Source organism: Bacillus sp. FSL K6-0069 (assembly GCF_038007785.1).
Classification (GTDB): Bacteria; Bacillota; Bacilli; order Bacillales; family Bacillaceae_G; genus Bacillus_A; species Bacillus_A mobilis.
Genome location: NZ_JBBOXN010000001.1, coordinates 4596230 through 4618026 on the forward strand (window position 1 = coordinate 4596230; position 21797 = coordinate 4618026).

The following is a 21797-nucleotide window of genomic DNA, read 5'->3' on the forward strand; positions in this document are numbered from 1 at the left end:
CCAGCTACAAGGAATTAATTTCCATAATAAAAAGACCGAAAAGCAACTTTCACTTTCCGGTCTTTATAACTACCTTCTTTTCGTAATCTTTCCTGAACCACCAACCCTCGTTTTTGGGGGAGATGTATTCTTTGGCGGCGTTTTAATAGATGATTTCGGCTTCACATCTGATCCGCTCGAGCCACCTGGTGTTTTTGTAATTGTCCCTTTGCTTCCAGTAGACGGCGGAGGGGTACTACTTCCTTTTTTCGTAATACTTCCTGTATCTCCTACAGAAGATTTCGAATCTACATTATCGCCTCGCTTAATGATAGATCCTTTCCCTTCCTTCGTAATTGGAGGTGGGGTTTTCTTTTCTTCTTTCGTAGGTGGTCTCTCTGGAATAACTGGTTGATGATTTTGTCTGTCATTATATCCTCGGTAATCACCGGATGATGATCTTTTTGAACCGAATATATCGTTTAATATGCTTCCCATAATATATCCTTGCAGGAAGGATGGTTGATAATTTTGACGGACAAATTCTTCATTACTTACTTCAATTAATGTATCAGATGGTTTCTCTTTATCCTTTTGCAAATTATACATTTTATCAGAATAAACGAGGAACATTTGATTTTCGTCTTCTTTAGATGCTTGCTTCGGTTTCCTTTCGGCTATAAGTTCCTTTGCGACTTCAGGAACTGACCGATTGACGGCCCTATACACGTAAGATTCTTGTTTACCTTCTTTTGCAACAGACTCAAGTGGATAACGATCTTGAATCGACTTTGTCTGCCCGCCTTGACAACCTGATAAGGCATATCCAGCAACAACAAGTAATGTAACGATAGCAAGTATAGGGATCACGAACGATTTAATCATGGTAAACAATCGGTTTGACATGATTACGCCCCCTTACGTTGCTCTTATAATTTGTACATCAGCAGGAATAATTGCTTCTCCCTCATACATCATTGTGCGACCATTTTGCCATTCAATACGCAATAATTTTCGGTTATCGGATTGGAATTCCCATACATGCTGTTCCTCTGAAGCAGAGAATGGTGTTTTCCCCATCACAACAACACGTCCGTTATATTGCTCTTCCATATGGTACTCTGTATCATCCATTTCAATTGTCGTCGGAATTTCATCAATCGAATCTAAGCGACCATCAATGGGTGTATATAATTTGTAATACGTATTTTCACGGTCTTCAATTTTTAAATAACGAATATCTTTCCCGTCTTGCAGCGTTAAAATAATTTCTTTACGAGAATGCATACTCGTTTTCCCAGTTAATTCGTACATAACTAATGACACTTCAATCATATCGCCAGGAGCTAACGTTAACAAACTTTTCTCTGGTTTCGGCGGCTCTGGGCTCTTCATTATATTTTTAATTCGTTTAAATAAACTCATGATGTACCCCTCCTTCTCTCTTTATAAACAAGCACCTAAAATAAGTGCACCAACGATATGTAATGATCCGGCCAACATCGCATGTGCAACACTGCCTTCTTTCGTACCTTCTTCTAAATCTAAACCAGCCATTTTCTTTAACACAAATTCGATAAACATTTCTACCACTAATAAAATAACGAAAGAAACTGCTGATGCAAGTAGTGCTTGCCATAAGTCGTTCGCTTTCGTTATGGATTGAGATAAAATGTACCCTTGTGCGAATAATTTCATAACGAAACGCGTTGTTACAGCTGTGTTCCCACTCTTTATTTCTTTTAAATCATTGTATTTCGTAAAAATTGAATCAACCCACATAATTGCAAATAAAAGTACTGCACTTGCTCCAGTCCATACAAGCATGGCTAACACATTTGTCCATGTCATTGCAAAACCTCCTCTAAAAAAATAATAGAAAACCGACATGAATTCTCTTCAGACATGTCGGTTTCTTTGTCTATTCTATATTATTTCTCATACTGCTTCATAATACGAGCTAATTCATCGTCAACAGCAGAATTTTTGTTTAAGCTTGCGAATTCATCATCTAATGATTTTTCCTTCTTATACACTTCGCCGCTTGCTTCTGCTTCAGCTTCTAATTGAAGAGCTTTCTCTTCCATACGGCTTAAACCAGCTTTTGCTGAATTTGAATCAAATCCAGACATCGCCTGATTAATATTCTTTTGTGCTTTCGCTGCATTTACACGTGCTACAAGTGTTTCACGTTTATTTTTCAGCTCTGTTAATTGCTTGCGCATTTCTTCTAGCTTCAGGCGAAGATTATCAGCAGCAGCTTTATTTTGCTCGTAGCTTGCTTTATATTCATTCATCTTTTGCTCTGCGTTTTGTTTTTCTTCAAGAGCACGACGCGCAAGGTCAAGATTGCTTGCTTGAACAGCCATATGAGCTTGCTCTTCACGTTTTTTCACAAGTGCTTCTTGCTCTTCAAATAATATTTTGAATTTCTTCTCAAGTGCGATTTGAGCTGCTACACTTTTCTCAGCTTCTTGTACATCAGCTTGCATATCGCGTAAATATTGATCCGTCATCTTAACTGGATCTTCCGCTTTTTCAATTAATGAATACACATTCGACATAGTTAAATCTCTTAATCGTTTAAATACAGACATCCAAATTCCTCCTATGATATACCTCATATTTCAAATTCACTACTTGGAAAACTGAAAAATCTCCCTTTACAGTAAAGAATATTCATTTTTACAACCTATGTGTTTATTATAACAAAACTAAGATGTCCTTACATGTTATTTCCAAAATACAGCCAATATAATATGACATTCCATATAAAACATTGTATTCCTAATATATTCTCATTCATTCTCTTTAGAATTGACTTATTTTTATGCACTTTCACTAAATTACATTATTGTAATGTTACTGTAAGCTAACTCGATAGTTACGTTTCAATATTTCTTATACACTAATACCAGAAGCAACAAACAAGCTTCTCATCATTTCGGAACTAATACAAAAATGTATTGACTATAAAACATATAAAAGGAGAAATCATCATGAAAAAATTAGTAGGAATCGGATTAGCGGCAGCAATTTCACTTGGAGCATTATCAGGTTGTTCTTTATTAGGAGAGAAAGCAAACGGACTAGTATTATACGGATCAGAAGAACAAGTTCAAAAAATTACAGATCAAAATAAGAAAGAAGTAAAAGAAAAAGACTTCTATAAAATGAAAATGACAACATTAGAGGGTAAAAAAGTACTTGTAATGGATAAGAAAACTGGTGATGAACTTGTTAAGAAAGAACTACTAAAAAAAGTCGGTAACAATGATGATACAAAGGCAATCGATAAATTACCAGCTGTAACAGCAGAAGAAGGCGTGCTATTTGCAAAAGAAAAGGTAGAAAATGCTACGCTTGATGGAGCAAAATTAAAATATGAAGGCAACACAATCATCGGTGATGGCCGTTCTTATGCAGATATGTTTGCTATCGTTGATGATGCAACATATGTAAATGTAAAAGGTGAAGAAAAATCTGTAGGTATTTTGAAATTTGATAAAGACCCAAGCAAAGAGCTACCTGGAGCAAATGGAGTAGAAGCTTCTCAACTTGTAAAAATTAAAAAGTAAAAAGTAAAACAAAAAAAGCTTTGCGAAATTCGCAAAGCTTTTTTCTATTTATGAGCAATGTGCTCCATATCCGGACTACAAGTTTGCGACTGACATGACTTATTTAAAGAACATGCTGCGCATTTTCCTTTTTTACTTCTCTTTACAAAATTAACTAACGTGTATGCTGCATAACCAAAAATGATAGCTCCAATTATAATATTGACCATCACCCTAATACATCTCCTTCTAGAATCCGAGTAAGGATCCAACTTGGTATATAATGAGCGTTAATATATAAGCAACAACAAGTGGATACACGACAGAGAAAATCGTCCACTTCGCTGACCCTGTTTCACGTTTAATAACGGCTACTGTCGCTAAACACGGAACATATAATAAAACAAAGAACATAAATGCATATGCTGATAGCGCAGTATAGTGTGCTCCCATTACATTTCCTAGCACATCTTCTTTCACCGCATAAATAATTGCCATTGTAGAAACGACAACTTCTTTCGCTAAAAATCCTGTTAACAGGGATGCCCCAGCTTGCCACGTTCCAAAGCCGAGCGGTGCAAATAGTGGTGCGATAAATCCACCGATCATCGCTAAATAACTGTCTCCCATATCAACACCAAATCCTGATGGGCCTGCATAGTTTAATAACCAAATGACAACAGAGCCACCGAAGATAAATGTACCTGCTTTACGAACAAACCCTTTCCCTTTCTCCCACGTGCTTAGCCATAACGTTTTCGCTTGTGGCACGCGGTAAGGAGGTAATTCAATGACGAAAATGGACTTTTCCGCCTTTAAAATTGTAAGAGACATAATTTTTGTAACTAATAACGCAAGAACAATACCTGCAACATATAAAGAAAATACAACAGTTGCCTGACTATTAGGGAAGAACACTCCCGCAAATAATGCATATACAGGTAAACGTGCTGAACAAGACATAAACGGTGTTACAAGCACTGTAAGTAAACGTTCTTTTTCTTGTTCAATCGTTCTCGCTGCCATAATACCTGGAACATTACATCCAAAACCGATAATCATCGGAATGAATGCTTTTCCGTTTAAACCGAAGAACTCCATAATTCTATCCATAACAACTGCAATTCGCGCCATATATCCGGAGTCTTCTAATAATGAAATGAAAAAGAATAGTGCAAAGATTTGTGGAACGAATACTAATACTGCACCAACACCGGCAATAATACCTTCTGTAACGAGCGCTTGAATAAAATCAGATGCTCCAACACTTGTGAGCCCAGCCGTCACCCAATCTGTAAGCTGTCCACCAAAAAAGCCATCTAACATATCCGATAAAGGTGTACCAATCCACGTAAACGTAACCTGAAAAATAAAAAACATAACTGCTAAAAAGATTGGAAGTCCTAAAATTTTATGTGTAATTAATCTATCAATTTTTTCCGAAAAAGGAATTTTTCCTTCTTTCTCTTGCTGCATAACATTTGTTTTTAACTTTTCAATATACGCTTCACGAGTTTTGTAAATGTGCTCTTCCAACGTACAATCAAGTTTTCCTTCTAAGTGAGATCGAACGGCTACAAGTTCCTTATAAATTGGTAATGCTTTCATTTCTTTTTCTACTACTTCGTTATTGCTTAAAAATTGAAGGGCTAACCATCTTGGATGCTTATAATTCGCTGTCTCTAAAAGAGTTATTACCTCTCCAATTCCTTCATCCATTTGTACACCATATGAAATAATGAATGGCTTTTTCTCTTTTTTGTCATTTTCTTTAAGAGTCGCAAGTAGTTCTTCACAGCCTTTTCCGCTTCTTGCAACGACAGGAACGACTGTTACACCTAATAGTTCTGATAATCGTTTTACATCAATTACAATTCCTCTTTGCTTCGCCACATCCACCATATTTAAACCAATCGAAACTGGTTTACCAAATTCAAGCAATTGTAATGTTAAATGCATATTTCGCTCGAATTGCGAAGAATCCACTATATTTAACATATGATGAAATTCGTCTGTTAGTAGAAAATTCGTAACGACACCTTCATCACGTGAAACTGGATTTAAATCATAAACGCCTGGTAAATCAATTAATGTTCCTTGCTTATCTTTTAATTTACCAACCTTTTTTTCTACTGTTACACCGCTCCAGTTTCCTACATACTCATAAGAACCAGTAAGTGCATTAAATAATGATGTCTTCCCTGTATTCGGATTCCCTAGCAAAGCTACCTTATTCACGCTAATTCCACCTTTATCATTTTCGCGTCACAATGACGAATACTAATTAACTGTCCACGACACTCCAATGTACAAGGACCTTTAAACATCGCTTTCTGTTTCATGCGAAGTTCGCTTCCTTCCGCGAGGCCGAAAGCAGCTAGTCTGCGCTTTAATAACTGATCTAAAGACTGAATACTTTTTACTAACACTTTCTCGCCAATTTTAATATCTACTAAGCTCATAACCTTCCCCCTCAGAAGAGAATGATAATTATTTTCAGAAAAATTATATCATACTCTATTTCAATTGGACTATACCCTTTTGCTTCATATTTATTAACATTTCGCTACAATTCTATTTCAATCATTGTCATACTGTATTCATTTGCCATTCTCATCCATTTCACTTACAATAAACAATAGCAAATAAAGAATCTCGTTATCACAGGGGGAGCCATGCCGCTGAGAGGGAACACTTCGTTCCGACCCTTCGAACCTGTTAGTTAATGCTAACGCAGGGATTGTGCAAACGTCCGAAATACATACCTCTTTTTATTTACGTATTTCGTATCCTCCTATGATATCTATTCTTTTTTGTACAACTTGGATTTAGGGGGAAACAACATGCGTAACACCAATTTACAAGCGATGATCGAATCTGCTATTCTTGCAGCCTTCGCCTTGGTCATCGACATTTTACCAATATCAATCAAACTTCCAACAGGCGGTTCCATTTCATTTGCTATGATTCCTATTTTTATTATCGCATACCGCTGGGGCTTCAAAATGGCTTTCTTAGGAGGCTTAATTTGGGGATTATTACAAATTGTCGTGGGCGATGCCATTATCGTCACACCAATTCAAGTACTAATTGAATACTTCGTTGCTTTCGCATTCATTGGATTTGCTGGTTTATTCTATCGTCCAATTCAAAAAGCACTTTTAACATCCAACGAAAATAGCTTAGAGCAATCCAGTTTAGGTAGCCGTAAAGACAAACCTTCACAAAAACAAAACGAAGGAAAGAAAGTTATTGGTTACATTATTCTTGCTACATTTGTTGGTAGCTTTGCTCGCTATTTCTGTCACTTTATCGCCGGTATTATTTTCTGGGGACAATATGCACCGAAAGGTCAATCAGCTGTGCTATATTCATTAATCGTAAACGGTAGTGTAATGATTGGTTCCTATATTCTATGTACCGTTTTACTTATATTTTTATTTCTCACTTCACCACGTTTATTCAAAAGCATCAATGCTTATCAACTGAATTCGAAGAAAAAGAGCGCTTAATGAGCGCTCTTTTTTTCATATCGTAATATCAATTAAAAATACAATAAATGCACAAAAGAAAATAAATACCATTATACTTAGCCAATTGCTATGCACGGTTCATCGACTCCTTACATAACCTCATTTTCTATCCAAAGTATACTGTTTAAAAATAAAGATTAGGTAAAGATAATATGAAAAAAATTTAAAAAAGCGTAGATTATATTATCTACGCTTTTTTCGGTAAATAGAAGTAAAATAACACACCGTCTTCTGTATTTTCTACCCCATATTCAGCATCATGTAGTTCTAAAATGTTCTTTGAAATAGCAAGCCCAAGCCCCGTTCCACCTTGCGAACGCTGACGAGCTGCATCCACGCGATAAAAACGATCCCAAATTTTATCTAATTGCTCTTCTTCAATGTGAGTACCTTTATTTTCAATACACACTTTTATATGGTCCTTCTCATCTATTGTAGAAATAATAATATCTTCTTTATTTGGTGTATAACGTATAGCATTCGTAATGAAGTTCACGATGACTTGCTCAATCCGGCCTTGATTTGCGACTACTTCAAATGAACATATATTTTTATGCACATGGAGTTCTTTTTTCTCTATTTCTACAGAAAGGTGTTCACATATGTCTTCAATTACGGCATCAATATAAAATGCATCCTTTTTCATTTTATATGTACCTGACTCAAATTTAGCTAACTCCAGCATATCCAAAATTAACGTATCCATTTTATCTACTTCTCGTTCCATCGCCTGAAAATAGTATTCTTTTTTATGCTCAGCTACTCCATCTTTTAAAATAGAAATACAGCTTTTCATAATACTGAGCGGTGTTTTTAATTCATGCGACACACCAGAAATGAATTCTTTCCGCGTATTTTCTAGCTTTCTTTCCTTTTCAATATCTTGTTCTAGCTGTCCAATATGCGAATGAAGCTTATTGGATAATACATTAATATTTTTCGATAAATCACCAATTTCATCTTTTGAAGTAATCGGTATTTGTTCTGTAAAATCTAAATGCGCTATTTTTTTCGTCGTATCATTTATTTTTAATAACGGCTTTGCAATTTGTTTAGAGTAGTAGAACGAAGCTAGAAAAATGAGAACGACTACAAATGCAATGATGTAAATGTAGTAATCTTGCACCATTTGTACAGCTTCATCTACAGGCTGTAAAGAAGCCATCGCATATATATATGTAACTGATCCGTCTCTTTCTGTTATTGGTTTCATTAATAATTTATATTTTATATCATTTTTTTCATAGTCCATTGTTTGTATTGCATATTGTATTTGCTTGCTCTCTTTTAATAATAAATTAGTTTGAAATTCTTTTATGTTATCTAAGAAGATGCTATTTTTATAAATTGGATTTATAGGACCTGTTACATCAGGAAGCTGAACTTTCGTAACACGCCCACTTATGTAAGCATCTAATTCTTGAGCAGATTCTTCCTGGACAGCCGGTTTCTTTTCCTTAGCAAGTTGTTCCCCGGCTGCTCTCTTTTCCTCCTCATTTAATTTCATTTTCTCCTGAAACGCTTTTTCTAACGGTTTATTAGATCCGCTTAAATTTTGCTTGCCTAACGCGAAAGAGAATGGAATATAACTATCATCTTTTTTCACGCCAGAAAAATAAATTTCTTGTCCTAAAAATGCATTTGATGATTTATTATCAATCTCCTCTATATTGATGAGATTGTATAAAGGAATTTTGAATATTTGTTGTCCAAAACTCTTTTGTTGCCTACGATCTATCGCTACCTCAAAATAGAAATCATCCGCATGTTTTAAATTCCCATTCTGGTCTAATGTCGTAATCCACGTATTATTTTCTCTTAAAAAATCTTGCTCCAGTCGCTTAATTTCTTCTGTATTTCCTACATAATTCAAATAACTCTTCTCAAAGGAATTTAAGTTAACTTTAATATCTTCCACTTTTCGATTCGCATAATATTGTTTAAAAAATATCGTTTGTCCAATAAATATCGTCGCTAAAATTAACATGCATAATGCTGTTGTGAGAGTAAATAATTTGAGAACAATCCCTTTTCTCATACATTCCCCTCAAATTTATATCCCGTTCGTACTACAGTTGTAATGTACTTCGCTTTCTCTCCTAATTTATTTCGCAAATTACGAATATGACTATTAACCGTTCGATCATCACCGGCAAATTCGTATCCCCAAATTCTTGAAATTAATTGCTCTCGTGTTAAAACAATCCCTTGATTTTTCATAAAATACGCTAATATTTCAAACTCTGTATGTGTTAAATTAATGTCGGTTCTATCTATCATAACAGTACGCGACGGGAAGTGGACTTGAATACCGTGGATGGATAATGTATCATCTTCATTCTCTAGCAGTTGCTTTGTTACTTTTCTACTTTCTAACAATCTTTTCGCTCTTGCTAATAAAATTGGTGGGCTATACGGCTTCGCCACATAGTCATCTGCTCCAAGTTCAAATCCAAGTAACGTATCATCTTCATCTACACGTGCCGTCAGCATAATAATAGGAACCTCAGATGTCTTACGGATTCTTCGGCAAACAGACCATCCATCTAGTTCCGGTAACATAATATCTAGAATAACTAAATCTACCTCTTCTTCCGCAAATACAACTAAAGCTTCTTTCCCATCTCTTGCTTCAAACACTATATATTGCTCACTCAAAAAATAATCTTTTAATATTTCACGCAAAATATCTTCATCTTCTACAATTAAAATTTTTTTTGCCATAACTTATATCCCCCTCTCGCTTTCAGAAACTACAATTTCATTTTGAATAACTAGCCGTTAACTTCGCCTCGATAATATATCTGTCTGGTGCATCCCCTATATAATCAAATGGATAGCACGTCGTCAGTGTTAATATCGGTTCTTCTTTTTTTATAATAACAGTACGATCATCCGCATGGGTAATCCATATTTTTTGAATTTCGTATGTGTAAGTTTTATTATCATACTCTAAAACAAGAGTGTCTTTTTCTTTTAACTCTCCTAAATCAGTAAATACAGTATCCCGGTGCCCACTCAGTACAGTATGTCCCCCTCCAGATGGCGTTGTCGTTACATCACTAACGAACATTCCAACTCCTTTCTTCAACGTTGCATTATTCGCTCCCCAATATATAGAAAACTTCTTCTTTATTTTCGGTATATGTAACATCGCTACCTTTTCTCCTTCTTTATGTTCTGTTTGAGAAGAAGGTACTTGGGAAGTTACATGTGTTTCATGAGAAGGTTTATTATCTTGTATATTGGTAAGGCTCTTTATTTCTTCTTTCGTCAATTGTTGAGCAGAGCTTTTTCCTTTATACCATTCCATAGCGTAATATGATCCCATACATAGTCCTATCGCCATCAATATGATACCGATATAATTGAGTAACTTCATGTTTCATCCCTCCATGCCAAAAATGGTAGGAATAACCTACCATTTTTAATATATGAAATTATCCCATTCTTTATAGGACAATATTTTATTTATGCCTTAACTTTATTACGGCGATTCAAACCAAATAGTGTACCTAGTGCTACAAGACATGCGCTTAGTCCCATCATTGCTACATTATTAGATGCCGTGTTTGGTAATTTCTCTCCAGCTTTTTTTGCAATAGCTTCCTTTTCTTTCACCTGTGGTGCTACTACTTCTTTAGCCATATTACTTTTTTCTTGTACTTGTTCCGCTTGCTTTTTCGCTATATCATTCTTTTCTTGGGCTTGCGCCGCTTGCTTTTTCGCTACTTCATTCTTCTCTTGGGCTTGTGCCGCTTGCTTTTTCGCTACTTCATTCTTCTCTTGGGCTTGTGCCGCTTGTTTTTTCTCTGTATCATTTTTTTGCTGCGCCTGAATCGCTGCTTCTTTTTTTGCTATATCTTGCTGTAATTGCGCTGCTTCTTCCTTTGTCAATGTTCCAGTTGAAGCACTTGCTACTGAAGAATATCCTACTGTTAACAGTGCCATTGCACAGATTGGTAATAGTTTCTTTTTCATTTTATATCTCTCCTTTTATACGTTTTACATCACTTCGCATCGGATGTATCACTAGAATAAACAAGAGATATAAATATAAGATGCAGATGAAATATATTTCATTTAAAGATTTCATTGTAGAAAAATAAAAAAACATCGCAATATATACGATGTTTTTTCGGGTGTGTGTCTCATTATTTACATGTTACTTTCGCGTGATTTAGAAGTAGAATGGGCCGGAGCGATAACTAATTGTCTCGGCTCAGTTTTCTTTAAGTGATTTTTGACGTTACACTTACGACGTTGAACAACCCACGCTTTAATAGGGTTTGTCAAAATAATCTTTTGCTCTTCGTTAGGGGTCTCTTCTTTAAACCTACAACTTTCGCTCCATTTCTTCCATTTCATTGTAAATTTAGAAGAAGAATGATCGTCTTCTCGATCAAACAAGTGCAAAAAATCCATTTCGCCAGCTAGCATTACGGTGTTGCTAGTTGCTAAAAAAGAAAAGGTCGTCCAACGTTTCTCCATGCCCTCCTACTCCTTTTTCACATATAGAGTGCCTAAAACTTAATTTACCTAAAATATGCTTGCCTTTTACCTTACACCTATAGTTTATCCAAAACACTACTAGGCAACTATCGATTTGCCTTACAACTACCTTACATTTTTGTAAGAAACAAAAAACCTTCACTCTCTATACGTGAAGGTTTCTCATTTCTCATCTATATGATCTTTCATATGATCCACTCCAGCTTCTTGCAACTGTGACATCATACCGTGGGAAATTGCGCCTAATACTAAAGTCATTCCAATTAGTGAAATCCGAATCGCTGGTACATCAATTATGTAAGCCAAACTACCAAGAACAATTGTTAAAAGTAATGCTTTTATAAATGTTGCACTTGTATACTCTTTCTTTCTCATCATAATCACCCTTTATGGAAGCGTTTTCTTAATATAATCAGTATATCATATCATCTGACTATTTTGTGGGGATTTCTGTAAAAAACTTATATCTTCTTTGACTTTTCCCTTTCTTTCCTTTACAGTCGAAATGTTCACAAGTTTTACACTGTAGGAGGGCTCCAATGAATATTGAAATAAAAGACACTTTAATTTCTGAAGAAAAATTACAAGAAAAAGTAAAAGAACTAGCACTTCAAATCGAACGTGACTTTGAAGGAGAAGAAATCGTAGTAATCGCCGTATTAAAAGGATCTTTCGTATTCGCTGCTGATTTAATTCGTCACATTAAAAACGATGTAACAATCGACTTTATTTCTGCATCTAGCTACGGAAATCAAACTGAAACAACTGGAAAAGTAAAACTATTAAAAGATATCGATGTAAACATTACTGGTAAAAACGTAATTGTCGTAGAAGACATTATCGATTCTGGTTTAACACTTCACTTCTTAAAAGATCACTTCTTTATGCATAAACCGAAAGCATTGAAATTCTGTACGTTACTTGATAAACCTGAGCGACGTAAAGTGGACTTAAAAGCTGAATATGTTGGCTTCCAAATTCCAGACGAATTTATCGTTGGCTACGGTATCGACTGCGCAGAAAAATATCGTAACTTACCATTTATCGCTTCAGTTGTAACGGAATAATATAATAGAATAAACTTCCATCAATTACTGGTGGAAGTTTATTTTCTATCACGATTCGTAAAAGACAAAGGGAGAGAATAATAATGACAAAGACAAAATTTGAAAAAGTACTCCTCATCGTAAATCCGAAAGCAGGACAAGGTGATTTACATACGAACTTAACGAAAATCGTACCACCTCTTGCGGCAGCTTTTCCTGACTTACATATCCTTCATACGAAAAAGCAAGGTGATGCAACAAAATATTGCCAAGAGTTTGCTAGTAAAGTAGATTTAATTATCGTCTTTGGTGGTGACGGCACAGTATTTGAATGCACAAATGGCTTAGCACCTCTTGAAACTAGACCTACACTTGCAATCATTCCGGGCGGCACTTGCAACGACTTCTCTCGTACACTTGGCGTTCCGCAAAACATTGCAGAAGCAGCAAAGCTTATTACACAAGGACATGTAAAACCAGTTGACGTCGCAAAAGCAAATGACCTACACTTCTTAAACTTCTGGGGTATTGGACTTGTCTCTGAAGTATCAAACAATATCGATGCAGAAGAGAAAGCTAAGCTTGGTAAAATCGGTTACTATTTAAGCACCATTCGAACTGTCAAAAATGCTGAAACATTCCCCGTAAAAATTACGTACGATGGACAAGTATATGAAGACGAAGCTGTCCTTGTTATGGTTGGAAACGGTGAATATCTTGGCGGAATCCCGTCCTTTATTCCGAACGTAAAGTGCGATGACGGAACACTTGATATTTTCGTTGTAAAATCAACAGGCATTCAAGCGTTTAAAGATTATATCGGAAAGAAACTATTTGAAGACTCAAATGAAAATGACATCTTCCACGTAAAAGCGAAATCCATTCATATTGAAACCGAAGAAGAAAAAGAAGTAGATACAGATGGAGAAAGCTCGCTTCATACACCTTGTCATATTGAACTATTACAAGGACACTTTACGATGATTTATAATCCTGCGGTTGTGTAATGCAAAAAGCCGAACTAAAGTTTCAACACTTTGGCTCGGCTTTTTTTATAAAAAAAGCATTTTGATTTACTTATAATTACAGGTTTTCGTAATCAAACTCCACCCAATCTTTCCAGTGCGTATTAGAATCCTTATTCACAATAATACTTGGGTCTTTCTTCTCTATAGCCGCCGCTACTGATTGGAAGAATTCAATTTCACTAGAGTATAACATAGACATAATTGCCTTTTACTTTCTAATAATACTTCTAATAAAATAGCAGAATGGTCTATTTGCATGCCCTATTTATTTTTAGGTACAATGAAGGAAAGAAGCACCTTAATATAAGGGAGAGGACAAACTTTGTTCAACCAACAGTTAGTTAATTTACGCATTGATTTTGCATTTAAACAATTGTTTGGTACGAATGGTAGTGAAGATATTCTAATTGCATTTTTAAACGCTATGTTACAAAAGTCTTTAGAATCACCCATCGCTTCTCTACAACTAGAAGATCCACATTTACATCGGGAATATGAAGAGGATAAGTTATCTATTTTAGATATTTCAGCGACATTAAACACAGGAACAAAAGTAAATGTAGAAATACAACTCAATAATAATCACGATATGATGAAACGTAGTTTATATTATTGGGGAAAATTATACACATCTCAATTACAAAAAGGTATGCCTTACAGTTCGCTTCATAAAACCATCACCATTAATTTATTGAACTTTATAATGTTCTCAGACCACAAAGAATTCCATACAACAGGCACATTATGGAATTCACAACAACAGAAACTCTTGAGTGATGACATAGAAATTCACATTGTAGAAATTCCAAAGTTAACAAAACAATGGCATGAAGAAAAAGTAAATCCGTGGAAAGATCCATTTGTTCGTTGGCTTTTATTGCTTTCAGCAAATGAGGATGAACACTTAACTAAAACATTGGAGGATATTGCTATGAACCGAGATCCTATTTTACAAAAAGCAATAAACAAGTGGGAACGTATGAGTCAAGATTCCTCTTTCCGACAAGCCTATGACGCGAGGGAGAAAGTTTTAATGGATGAAGCAGCAAAATTCGCCCACGCAGAGACAGAAGGTATGAAAAGAGGTATGGAAAAGGGCTTGGAAAAAGGCTTGGAAAAAGGCTTGAAAAAGGGCTTGGAAGAAGGGGTTCAACAAGGGAAAATTCAAATGATTAAAAGTATGCATGATCTTGGTGTACCACTTGAAACAATTGCTAAGGCAAGTAAATTAAGTGTGCATGAGGTTGAGCATATTTTAAAACATAAATAGTAATAAAAAAGGGCTTGAGTTGTTTCAAGCTCTTTTTTATCAACTTTCCTCGATATCATCCAATTTAGTCTTATAACATTCATTACACTCTAGCATAGTAGAAAGAATCCCTCTTTCATCAGGTAATAACACCCTCAAAACTTCTCGATCTATCTCTACGAAATACTTCATAATAATGGGATATCCTTCAATAATATTCGTATACTCAATTCCTTTTTTAAATTTTTTTCCGCTCTTTATTTCTTCTATTTTCAACATAAAAAATCCGAAACCATACAAAATGATTTCGTATTTCCTATAGTTAAAATATTAAATTACATTTCGAACAAAAAGGAGCAGAATTTCCTCTCCGAATTTTCGCATCACATTTTGGACAATATACATATCGCTCTTCTATCCTTTGTCGTTCTATCATCTGTAAAGATACGACTCTCATACTACACATAATCCCAATTAATATAAGGCTAACGATGAGTAGCATAACCCTCACTCCCCTCTTTATATTTTACCATAAAATAACAAAAGCGATTTCCTTATTGAGAATCGGTTTTATCTTTATAATCCTAACTTCGCCTTCGCGCCATCAGCAATTTTATCTACCTCTATTTCTACTTTATCATGTAAAAACTTACCTCTCGTAATGACATGCCAGTATGAGCCTTTTTGTAATTTATCTACTCCATCAATTGTTACTTCTTTCTTATCTCCATTCTCATCATAAGCTGTAACTGTATATTCAAACCCTTTATTTCCACCTAACTCTTTTTCATCTGTATCAATAATTGCGTAACGATATTCTAAATCAAGGAATGGATGGATTCATTCTATCAATCGCAGCACTCCCGTTTAATAAATATGCCGCTCCTGCGACGATAACAAGTAATGATCCAAAAATAAACCTTTTCATCTATATTCCGCCTTTCATTATGTTTTCTTTAAGATGTTTCTAAGTATAGAGCGTATTTCTTAATAAAAACTCATACGGTTTCTTAACATCTCCTTAAACTAAAAGTGAAATATTAATTAAAAAGATCCAAACAGCAAAAAGTAACTTTTCACACTACCATTGACAAAATCACACCCGTAGTGTAATTTTACACCACAAGAAAAAAGGAGCTGCATTATGGATAAACAAGAATTTATTGAACTCGTTAATTCAAAATTAAAACTCATTCGTGTTGAGAACGATTTGTCACAAGAAAAAATGTCAGAAGTTATTGGTTTATCGAAGAAAACATTAGTAGAAATTGAAAAAGGAAGACGCACGCTAACATGGTCAGGTGCAGTTTGCGTCGTAACACTCTTCGAACAGAGCGATACAGTCCAGATGACATTCGGGGATGATGTGAATGAAATTATAAAAACAATCGCTTTTACACATTACAATACGCCCTTCCCGAAGACGTTAGGAGGAAAAATGTGGTGGCGACAAATAAAAGAATTAAATGGTTACCAAATACAACAAAATATTTTATCTCAACATTACAGAATTTTAGATAAAGAAGACCGCAGAATATGCCATTCATTCGAATTGGATGAAATTGAAAAGCGATTTATGGAAATGGCAAAAACATCTCAATAAAGTTCAACTAATCGGGCTTTTAAGGGCAGCCCGACTCCCACCTAACTTCTTCGCTCCAACCAAATTTTGAGGTGGGGTCCCTACTTACCCATTTATGCCGGATAAATTTATTAAACTTCATAATGTTTTCAAAACAAAAAGTCTTCCATGCAACGAGCATACTATGGAAGACACAACAGCAGAAACGCCTAAGTGATGACATAGAAATTCCAAATTTAACAAAACAATGGCATGAAGAAGATGTAGAAAAACACCGAGAAGGTTGCCGGTATACACTGTATCAAATTGAATTATTACCAAAGCTTTCAACGATGATTTATAATCCTCAGCTTATATAAGCCTTATTTTGCTATACTTTAACAATTACTAACCTTCGCATTTTTTCAAAAAATAAAGTATAATGAACTAATACAAAAAAGGTTGTTAACAAAATCGTTAACAACCTTTTTTGTTTTTCTGAAAAACTTTTCAATTTAAGGGAGCGATCACATGTATTGGAGAAAAAATGATAAACCTGTAGTAGAACCAGAAGCAATTGCTGTATGGGAATGCCTAGAAGAAAACTGCCGTGGATGGATGCGTAAAAACTTTGCATTAGAAGCAGAACCGAAATGTCCGTTATGCAAAAGCGATATGGAAAGCGGCGAACGCTTATTACAAAAGATATAATAAATTCTCTTCTTCACCTTTTATAAACTGAAACATAGAGGATTCTCTTTCTCCTTATTTACAATGTGCATCGAAAGCAAATAAACTATACAAAAAGTTTTGCGTATCCTCGCAAAGCTTTTTCAATATCTCAAACTCATTCCAACTATCATTCTTTACAAAAAAAATAAATTACATTTTGAATAAAAAGGAGCAGAATTCCCATTTCCAGTTCTCCCATTCCCCTTAAGACAATACACATAAAAATCTTTTTTTCTCTGTACCTCTACTATCAAAGAAATTACTACTTTCATCCCGGTCATAATTCCTATCAAAATGATGCTAAGAATCAATAACATAGTGTATCCTCACTTACAAAAAAAGTGAAATATTAGGAAATCTTATGTCATATTTTATACCCCTATATTCATTAGATCAATTCGCTACAATCATTTCTATATGGTTTCAAAACAATCTAATATAAACTTTTACTAGATTTATATCTAGGATTACATACTACACCTCTTTCGGAAGGACAATTTTTTATAGGCTCATACAAAATTTTATGCTTGAATCTTAAGACGAGTAAATCCAAATACAGATCCTAACGCTACAAGACATGCACTTAGCATCATCATTGTTACGCTATTTGATGCTGTATTTGGTAGTTTTTCTCCTTAAGAATATTAAAAAGCCCCAAACTATAATAGTTTGAGACCCTTGAATTCTATATTCTATTTTTGAGTAAGAAACAAACTTTTATTTTTGATTTTTTCCTTTTGTACTTAATAAATAAGATTAAATGATATAGGAATAAAGTATTTACTTCTCATCTTTAATTTTAATTTTCGCTTGTTTATAAAAATCTAATTTCTCTTTGTTATATTCTTTTGTATATCCATTAAATTTCTCTTTTTCTCGTTGAATGTCCTCATTCATTTGATTTACACCTTTAATCTTTTCACTAATCTTTTTTAAGTTCGTTTCTTTTTCGCCTAAGCTTTTATATACTTCTCTTTCAAATCCCATTAATTTTTGATACGAATCATTTATCTTATTAAAAGATGCATAGCGCTTTTTATAAATATCCTGTATGTTTTTTGCTTGTTTTTGAAGAGCAGCATCTTCCATTTTATCTATAGTTTTATGAACTGATTTTATTTCTTCCTGTGCTTTTTCAAAAGCTTCTTTTTCTTTGTTCCATACTTTTTCACGTTCGTCCATGATTTTTGTAGCTTGCTCTATCTTCGGCATAATTGCTTGGTTACTATCTTTACCATCATTTATAATTTGATTGTATAACTCTTGACCTTGTTCTTCTAAACCCTCTAGTTTTTTCGCATCTTCAGAAACCGCCTTTTCTTGCTTCGTTGCATTTTCAAATGCGACGTACAATTCTGCTTCTGGCTTTGCGCCAAAACACCCTGTCAATAAGCTTATAGATATAATTCCGGTAATCGTTAACGCTTTATAAGTCAATGTCAATTCCTCCTATGTTACATTCGTTTATCATGCATAAAGTTCAAGGGGAAATGATCATCTTCATGATATGCTTCAAATTCATACCCTTTTTCTTTTAAACCTTTAATAATAGCCGGTACTGCAGCGATAGATTGCGGATGAATATCGTGCATTAAAATAACTTCTTTGGGATTTGTCGCACTAGCAAGTACATTTTGAACAATTTTCGCTTTCGCAGTATCAATTGGCATACTATTATATTCCCAATCTAATGAATCAATTGTCCAATCCCATACTCTAAGACCATTTTCTACAACTTTATTACGAAGTTCTTCGTGTAATCCTGGCTTTGAACCATATGGTGGGCGTGTTAGTTTTGGGGCATGTCCGAGAATACTAGCAATTAAGCCTTGATCCTCTTTCATTTCATCTACGTAGCCACCTTGGGCATATAATTTTCTATTATTGTGCGTCATACTATGCATACCAACATAGTGTCCTTCCGCTTCTTCTCGTTTTACTAAATCAGGGTATGATTTTACATTTTGACCGATTAGAAAAAATGTTGCTTTTGCATCATTTTCCTTTAATATGTCTAGTAACTGTGCCGTATATTTTCCTGGTCCGTCATCAAAAGTAAGATAGGCAATTTTCCTAGTTTGACCATTAAATTGCGTTGGTGCAACCTTATTCATCTCCACTTTTATTTGTTCATTTGCATTTTGAACTGGATTCTCTTGATTTGCTATCGCTTTTGCAGGTGAAGTTATTGCTTGAAATACAAAAAAAGCCCCTCCCACTACAACTATAGCTACCATCATTACAACTATATTCTTTACCTTTAACAGTTTCCCCATTCTATTAATTCCTTTCTACGTCCATTACTTACTTATACTAAAAATATTACTCTAGTTTTTTACCCCTTCCCCCGGCATCCATTCTATTTTTCCTTTGGAAGCACAATCCTCTTATATAATTGAACAGTGATCAAATAGTAGACACCGTAAATGATTAAAAATATACAAATCGGAAGTCCAATATTCACATATGGATTTACAAAAAACTTAACAAATGTAAATATATTCATTCCTACCAAAACGTGTATAAGACCCAATATGGCTGGAAATAAAAATACAATGCCTAATTCTTTATACATAGATTGTATAAGTAATTCTTTACGTACCCCAATTTTCCGAAGCATCTCATACCGCCCTATATCTTTCGTAGCTCCAGAAAGGATCTTAAACATTAAACAACTTGCCATCATAGCTAAAAAAGCAAGACCTAAAAAGAATCCCATAAAGGAAGTTCCTTTTGAGAAGTCGAGCATAGATTCATAATCACCATAGTTTGTTGGTAAATATACGTCTTCCTTAGGCTTATTAATAGCAACGGCTATTTTTTCGATTTGACGATTATCCATCTCTTTTAACTCTGTCTTATACCGTAAAATATTATCGATTTTAGCAATAAAAAACGTATGCTCATTACCTTGAATTGCTTTATACCGGTTTTCGTCGACGATATATACAGGTTTACGATTATATACAGTAATATTCGATCTAAAATCACTATCCATACTCTTATCCCAATTCAGTGGTAACGTAGAACTAGATGGATCAACTTCCTCTCCCTTAAACATCCTATAGCTCGAAGATGGAAGTTGTTCAGAAATATGTGTTGTCTCTTTCTTTCCGAACAGAAGTGGCGGATTCTCTAATAATTCCTCTTTTAAATAGTAAACAGCCTCATTATCAACTTTATATTTATATTGTCTTTTATCTATAATTTTCATTTTTTCCATAGCTTTATAATCCGCTGCTTCTGGATCATGAATTGTAATATCATACCCTGACATTCTTTCTGCTGTAAGGATTACGTTTTTCTGTAAAGACATGCCACCAGCCATTGCCCCCACGCCAAGACCAATTAACATCGTTACCGTTCCTAATATTTTCGCCAAACTACTTACACGGAACTGCAATTGTGCAAATGTAAATGCATTTAATTTCTTCTCATTTAAATAGCGCGTTTTCTTTAGCCTATTAACAATCATAGGTAAGAACGAAATAAATATAAGATATGTCCCAATTGTAATCGTGAATAATGGCAGCATAATGGCGCCAGCACCTTTTATTCCTACGAAGATTACGAAATAATATCCTACACCTAGTCCTAGCAAACTACATAAGAGTAACAATATCGTGGCTGGTCCTTTCATTCGTATGCGCTCCGTTTGCTGCTCTGTACGAATTAAATCTAGTTCTGTTTTAAGTGCTATACGAATGGCATTCACAACGGATGTAAGTAGAAATAACGCACTAAAGAATATAAATGTTATTTTGAATGCAGGACCATAAAATGCTTGATAACCTTCCGCTGAAATTTCCAATTGTTTCGTTAGAAATTTGCTAACGAAATTGGAAAGAATAGCTCCGAATACACTCCCTAATGCTAGTGAAATCATTCCCATAAACAATGTCTCAAAAAATAAAAGTTGGCTGATTTTACTCTTTTTGGCCCCTAAAATAAGATACATGCCGAGTTCCTTCCGCCGGAGTGAGAGAAGAAATGAGTTTGCATAAAAAATATAAAAGAATGTAATAAATGCCACCAAAATCGATCCTATTTGAAATACAAATACGATTGAACCAATAATACTGTTATTCATTGTAAACTCTTTATTTAACGCAAGCGTTTGAAACATATAAAAAATAGAAATTGAGATGACAAGACCTATTAATAAAACGATATAATCCTTAATCATTTTTTTCATACTAGAAATAGAAAGTTTTAATAACACACTCTACACCCACGCTTCTCTACAGTGTGGTATACTACATTCATCTTTTTACTATAACCTCTTTGTACAACGTTCTCTTCAAATATTAAAGTTTTCATATTGCCTCCTGTCATTTGGCTAGTGCTGCGATCATGCTATTTTCATAGCCACTAACTATCATTTTATCTTTTCCCTACAAACAGCAATATTGATTCCTCTTACATTATCCTTACATTTTTGTAATGTACACTTCCGAAAAAAACATTACAATATACAAATCAAACATTTTATAATCCGATTCATATACCTTTTGACATCAATATTCTCACGCTCAAATAATATATTTACACATATAAAGTCGAAGGATATTATATAGGTTTTCTAGCCTATTTAAGAGGT

General features: G+C 34.6%; 26 protein-coding genes, 3 pseudogenes and 1 riboswitch. Of the genes and pseudogenes, 8 read left to right on the plus strand and 21 right to left on the minus strand.

The genetic code is table 11. From position 1 onward, the window contains the following. Positions 1 to 69: 69 nt before the first annotated feature. The 4 genes from MHB74_RS23710 to MHB74_RS23725 all read right to left on the minus strand — a co-directional run bounded on the left by MHB74_RS23710 (position 70) and on the right by MHB74_RS23725 (position 2576). Positions 70 to 885, minus strand: coding sequence for a DUF4247 domain-containing protein (locus MHB74_RS23710; RefSeq protein WP_061677556.1), 816 nt, complete (start codon positions 883 to 885; stop codon positions 70 to 72). Between the two features lie 12 nt (positions 886 to 897). Beyond that, the gene (locus tag MHB74_RS23715) at positions 898 to 1404 is read right to left on the minus strand and encodes a DUF4178 domain-containing protein (protein ID WP_061677557.1); all 507 of its coding nucleotides are present in this window, start codon (positions 1402 to 1404) and stop codon (positions 898 to 900) included. Between the two features lie 21 nt (positions 1405 to 1425). Next, on the minus strand, positions 1426 to 1830 hold the full coding sequence (locus MHB74_RS23720; RefSeq protein WP_061677558.1) for a DUF350 domain-containing protein: 405 nt from the start codon (positions 1828 to 1830) through the stop codon (positions 1426 to 1428). 80 nt (positions 1831 to 1910) lie between these two features. Further along, positions 1911 to 2576: a PspA/IM30 family protein gene (locus MHB74_RS23725; protein WP_000110287.1), complete on the minus strand. Its 666-nt coding sequence runs from the start codon at positions 2574 to 2576 to the stop codon at positions 1911 to 1913. A 402-nt stretch (positions 2577 to 2978) separates the two neighbouring features. On the opposite strand from MHB74_RS23725, the gene MHB74_RS23730 reads away from it, so the two are divergent. Continuing rightward, positions 2979 to 3557, plus strand: coding sequence for a lipoprotein BA_5634 family protein (locus tag MHB74_RS23730; protein ID WP_061677560.1), 579 nt, complete (start codon positions 2979 to 2981; stop codon positions 3555 to 3557). 44 nt (positions 3558 to 3601) lie between these two features. Here the strand turns inward: MHB74_RS23730 and MHB74_RS23735 are convergent, their stop codons facing one another. The 3 genes from MHB74_RS23735 to MHB74_RS23745 are packed head-to-tail and all read right to left on the minus strand — an operon-like array spanning position 3602 to position 5998. Continuing rightward, positions 3602 to 3769, minus strand: a complete 168-nt coding sequence (locus MHB74_RS23735; protein ID WP_061677562.1) for a FeoB-associated Cys-rich membrane protein — start codon at positions 3767 to 3769, stop codon at positions 3602 to 3604. 16 nt (positions 3770 to 3785) lie between these two features. Continuing rightward, positions 3786 to 5774: a ferrous iron transport protein B gene (gene feoB / locus MHB74_RS23740; RefSeq protein WP_061677564.1), complete on the minus strand. Its 1989-nt coding sequence runs from the start codon at positions 5772 to 5774 to the stop codon at positions 3786 to 3788. After that, positions 5771 to 5998 carry a FeoA family protein gene (locus tag MHB74_RS23745; protein ID WP_061677566.1) on the minus strand — a complete coding sequence of 76 codons (228 nt, stop codon included), beginning with the start codon at positions 5996 to 5998 and terminating at the stop codon, positions 5771 to 5773. Before MHB74_RS23745 ends, feoB begins: the two co-directional genes overlap by 4 nt. 194 nt (positions 5999 to 6192) lie before the next feature. After that, positions 6193 to 6294: riboswitch (TPP riboswitch) on the plus strand. An 85-nt stretch (positions 6295 to 6379) separates the two neighbouring features. Between MHB74_RS23745 and thiT the strand changes: the two genes are divergently transcribed. Next, positions 6380 to 7048 carry an energy-coupled thiamine transporter ThiT gene (gene thiT, locus MHB74_RS23750; protein ID WP_061677568.1) on the plus strand — a complete coding sequence of 223 codons (669 nt, stop codon included), beginning with the start codon at positions 6380 to 6382 and terminating at the stop codon, positions 7046 to 7048. Positions 7049 to 7256: 208 nt separating this feature from the next. Here the strand turns inward: thiT and MHB74_RS23755 are convergent, their stop codons facing one another. From MHB74_RS23755 to MHB74_RS23780, 6 genes are all read right to left on the minus strand, one after another. Beyond that, on the minus strand, positions 7257 to 9107 hold the full coding sequence (locus tag MHB74_RS23755; RefSeq protein WP_061677571.1) for a sensor histidine kinase: 1851 nt from the start codon (positions 9105 to 9107) through the stop codon (positions 7257 to 7259). After that, positions 9104 to 9793, minus strand: a complete 690-nt coding sequence (locus MHB74_RS23760) for a response regulator transcription factor (RefSeq protein WP_061677572.1) — start codon at positions 9791 to 9793, stop codon at positions 9104 to 9106. The genes MHB74_RS23755 and MHB74_RS23760 overlap by 4 nt, the downstream gene beginning before the upstream one ends. A 37-nt stretch (positions 9794 to 9830) precedes the next feature. Further along, positions 9831 to 10451, minus strand: coding sequence for a class D sortase (locus MHB74_RS23765; RefSeq protein ID WP_061677573.1), 621 nt, complete (start codon positions 10449 to 10451; stop codon positions 9831 to 9833). A gap of 89 nt (positions 10452 to 10540) precedes the next feature. Further along, positions 10541 to 11050 carry an LPXTG cell wall anchor domain-containing protein gene (locus MHB74_RS23770; protein ID WP_061677574.1) on the minus strand — a complete coding sequence of 170 codons (510 nt, stop codon included), beginning with the start codon at positions 11048 to 11050 and terminating at the stop codon, positions 10541 to 10543. A 177-nt stretch (positions 11051 to 11227) separates the two neighbouring features. Next, positions 11228 to 11560: a hypothetical protein gene (locus MHB74_RS23775; RefSeq protein WP_061677575.1), complete on the minus strand. Its 333-nt coding sequence runs from the start codon at positions 11558 to 11560 to the stop codon at positions 11228 to 11230. A gap of 183 nt (positions 11561 to 11743) precedes the next feature. Further along, positions 11744 to 11959 carry a hypothetical protein gene (locus MHB74_RS23780; protein WP_061677576.1) on the minus strand — a complete coding sequence of 72 codons (216 nt, stop codon included), beginning with the start codon at positions 11957 to 11959 and terminating at the stop codon, positions 11744 to 11746. Between the two features lie 161 nt (positions 11960 to 12120). Here MHB74_RS23780 and hpt point away from each other — a divergent pair, with 161 nt between their 5' ends. Both hpt and MHB74_RS23790 read left to right on the plus strand, forming a co-directional pair. Further along, positions 12121 to 12648 (plus strand): hypoxanthine phosphoribosyltransferase, encoded by a 528-nt coding sequence (hpt, locus tag MHB74_RS23785; RefSeq protein WP_001019292.1) that lies wholly within the window; start codon positions 12121 to 12123, stop codon positions 12646 to 12648. Between the two features lie 83 nt (positions 12649 to 12731). Then, positions 12732 to 13634 carry a diacylglycerol/lipid kinase family protein gene (locus MHB74_RS23790; RefSeq protein WP_000167910.1) on the plus strand — a complete coding sequence of 301 codons (903 nt, stop codon included), beginning with the start codon at positions 12732 to 12734 and terminating at the stop codon, positions 13632 to 13634. A 76-nt stretch (positions 13635 to 13710) separates the two neighbouring features. Here the strand turns inward: MHB74_RS23790 and MHB74_RS23795 are convergent. Next, a pseudogene (locus MHB74_RS23795) lies at positions 13711 to 13836 on the minus strand (DUF7003 family protein); the annotation flags it as partial. Positions 13837 to 13977: 141 nt separating this feature from the next. On the opposite strand from MHB74_RS23795, the gene MHB74_RS23800 reads away from it, so the two are divergent. Further along, positions 13978 to 14925, plus strand: a complete 948-nt coding sequence (locus MHB74_RS23800; protein WP_061677577.1) for an Rpn family recombination-promoting nuclease/putative transposase — start codon at positions 13978 to 13980, stop codon at positions 14923 to 14925. A gap of 39 nt (positions 14926 to 14964) precedes the next feature. On the opposite strand, the gene MHB74_RS23805 is transcribed toward MHB74_RS23800, so the two are convergent. The 3 genes and pseudogenes from MHB74_RS23805 to MHB74_RS23815 form a co-directional block, all read right to left on the minus strand. Then, positions 14965 to 15183 carry a hypothetical protein gene (locus MHB74_RS23805; RefSeq protein ID WP_002203737.1) on the minus strand — a complete coding sequence of 73 codons (219 nt, stop codon included), beginning with the start codon at positions 15181 to 15183 and terminating at the stop codon, positions 14965 to 14967. A gap of 43 nt (positions 15184 to 15226) precedes the next feature. Further along, the gene (locus tag MHB74_RS23810; protein ID WP_002096244.1) at positions 15227 to 15406 is read right to left on the minus strand and encodes a hypothetical protein; all 180 of its coding nucleotides are present in this window, start codon (positions 15404 to 15406) and stop codon (positions 15227 to 15229) included. Positions 15407 to 15480: 74 nt separating this feature from the next. Next, positions 15481 to 15832, minus strand: a pseudogene (locus MHB74_RS23815) (YxeA family protein). Positions 15833 to 16048: 216 nt separating this feature from the next. On the opposite strand from MHB74_RS23815, the gene MHB74_RS23820 reads away from it, so the two are divergent. From MHB74_RS23820 to MHB74_RS23830, 3 genes are all read left to right on the plus strand, one after another. Beyond that, complete coding sequence (locus MHB74_RS23820; protein ID WP_000360680.1) at positions 16049 to 16507, plus strand: helix-turn-helix transcriptional regulator; 459 nt, start codon at positions 16049 to 16051, stop codon at positions 16505 to 16507. Positions 16508 to 16629: 122 nt separating this feature from the next. After that, a complete protein-coding gene (locus MHB74_RS29250) occupies positions 16630 to 16845 on the plus strand; it encodes a hypothetical protein (RefSeq protein ID WP_061677578.1) in 216 nt (71 codons plus the stop codon). A gap of 151 nt (positions 16846 to 16996) precedes the next feature. Continuing rightward, complete coding sequence (locus MHB74_RS23830; protein WP_000289929.1) at positions 16997 to 17176, plus strand: cold-inducible protein YdjO-related protein; 180 nt, start codon at positions 16997 to 16999, stop codon at positions 17174 to 17176. 542 nt (positions 17177 to 17718) lie between these two features. Here MHB74_RS23830 and MHB74_RS23840 read toward each other — a convergent pair. The 4 genes and pseudogenes from MHB74_RS23840 to MHB74_RS23855 all read right to left on the minus strand — a co-directional run. Then, positions 17719 to 17832, minus strand: a pseudogene (locus MHB74_RS23840) (LPXTG cell wall anchor domain-containing protein); the annotation flags it as partial. Positions 17833 to 17977: 145 nt separating this feature from the next. Then, positions 17978 to 18634, minus strand: a complete 657-nt coding sequence (locus tag MHB74_RS23845; RefSeq protein WP_061677580.1) for a YkyA family protein — start codon at positions 18632 to 18634, stop codon at positions 17978 to 17980. A gap of 17 nt (positions 18635 to 18651) precedes the next feature. Continuing rightward, a complete protein-coding gene (locus MHB74_RS23850; RefSeq protein WP_061677582.1) occupies positions 18652 to 19473 on the minus strand; it encodes a peptidoglycan-N-acetylglucosamine deacetylase in 822 nt (273 codons plus the stop codon). An 83-nt stretch (positions 19474 to 19556) separates the two neighbouring features. Beyond that, complete coding sequence (locus tag MHB74_RS23855) at positions 19557 to 21419, minus strand: FtsX-like permease family protein (RefSeq protein ID WP_061677585.1); 1863 nt, start codon at positions 21417 to 21419, stop codon at positions 19557 to 19559. Positions 21420 to 21797 lie beyond the last annotated feature (378 nt).

What these genes read in the sequence shown, in the direction of transcription:
- MHB74_RS23820 (WP_000360680.1), top strand. Translation starts at nt 16,049, where the DNA reads ATGGATAAACAAGAATTTATTGAACTCGTTAATTCAAAATTAAAACTC.
- MHB74_RS23725 (WP_000110287.1), bottom strand. Translation starts at nt 2,576, where the DNA reads ATGTCTGTATTTAAACGATTAAGAGATTTAACTATGTCGAATGTGTAT.
- MHB74_RS23805 (WP_002203737.1), bottom strand. Translation starts at nt 15,183, where the DNA reads ATGTTGAAAATAGAAGAAATAAAGAGCGGAAAAAAATTTAAAAAAGGA.
- MHB74_RS23810 (WP_002096244.1), bottom strand. Translation starts at nt 15,406, where the DNA reads ATGCTACTCATCGTTAGCCTTATATTAATTGGGATTATGTGTAGTATG.
- hpt (WP_001019292.1), top strand. Translation starts at nt 12,121, where the DNA reads ATGAATATTGAAATAAAAGACACTTTAATTTCTGAAGAAAAATTACAA.
- MHB74_RS23770 (WP_061677574.1), bottom strand. Translation starts at nt 11,050, where the DNA reads ATGAAAAAGAAACTATTACCAATCTGTGCAATGGCACTGTTAACAGTA.
- MHB74_RS23720 (WP_061677558.1), bottom strand. Translation starts at nt 1,830, where the DNA reads ATGACATGGACAAATGTGTTAGCCATGCTTGTATGGACTGGAGCAAGT.
- MHB74_RS23710 (WP_061677556.1), bottom strand. Translation starts at nt 885, where the DNA reads ATGTCAAACCGATTGTTTACCATGATTAAATCGTTCGTGATCCCTATA.
- MHB74_RS23765 (WP_061677573.1), bottom strand. Translation starts at nt 10,451, where the DNA reads ATGAAGTTACTCAATTATATCGGTATCATATTGATGGCGATAGGACTA.
- MHB74_RS23780 (WP_061677576.1), bottom strand. Translation starts at nt 11,959, where the DNA reads ATGATGAGAAAGAAAGAGTATACAAGTGCAACATTTATAAAAGCATTA.
- MHB74_RS23755 (WP_061677571.1), bottom strand. Translation starts at nt 9,107, where the DNA reads ATGAGAAAAGGGATTGTTCTCAAATTATTTACTCTCACAACAGCATTA.
- MHB74_RS23760 (WP_061677572.1), bottom strand. Translation starts at nt 9,793, where the DNA reads ATGGCAAAAAAAATTTTAATTGTAGAAGATGAAGATATTTTGCGTGAA.
- MHB74_RS23850 (WP_061677582.1), bottom strand. Translation starts at nt 19,473, where the DNA reads ATGGGGAAACTGTTAAAGGTAAAGAATATAGTTGTAATGATGGTAGCT.
- thiT (WP_061677568.1), top strand. Translation starts at nt 6,380, where the DNA reads ATGCGTAACACCAATTTACAAGCGATGATCGAATCTGCTATTCTTGCA.
- MHB74_RS23715 (WP_061677557.1), bottom strand. Translation starts at nt 1,404, where the DNA reads ATGAGTTTATTTAAACGAATTAAAAATATAATGAAGAGCCCAGAGCCG.
- MHB74_RS23745 (WP_061677566.1), bottom strand. Translation starts at nt 5,998, where the DNA reads ATGAGCTTAGTAGATATTAAAATTGGCGAGAAAGTGTTAGTAAAAAGT.
- MHB74_RS23790 (WP_000167910.1), top strand. Translation starts at nt 12,732, where the DNA reads ATGACAAAGACAAAATTTGAAAAAGTACTCCTCATCGTAAATCCGAAA.
- MHB74_RS29250 (WP_061677578.1), top strand. Translation starts at nt 16,630, where the DNA reads ATGTTTTCAAAACAAAAAGTCTTCCATGCAACGAGCATACTATGGAAG.
- MHB74_RS23830 (WP_000289929.1), top strand. Translation starts at nt 16,997, where the DNA reads ATGTATTGGAGAAAAAATGATAAACCTGTAGTAGAACCAGAAGCAATT.
- MHB74_RS23730 (WP_061677560.1), top strand. Translation starts at nt 2,979, where the DNA reads ATGAAAAAATTAGTAGGAATCGGATTAGCGGCAGCAATTTCACTTGGA.
- MHB74_RS23775 (WP_061677575.1), bottom strand. Translation starts at nt 11,560, where the DNA reads ATGGAGAAACGTTGGACGACCTTTTCTTTTTTAGCAACTAGCAACACC.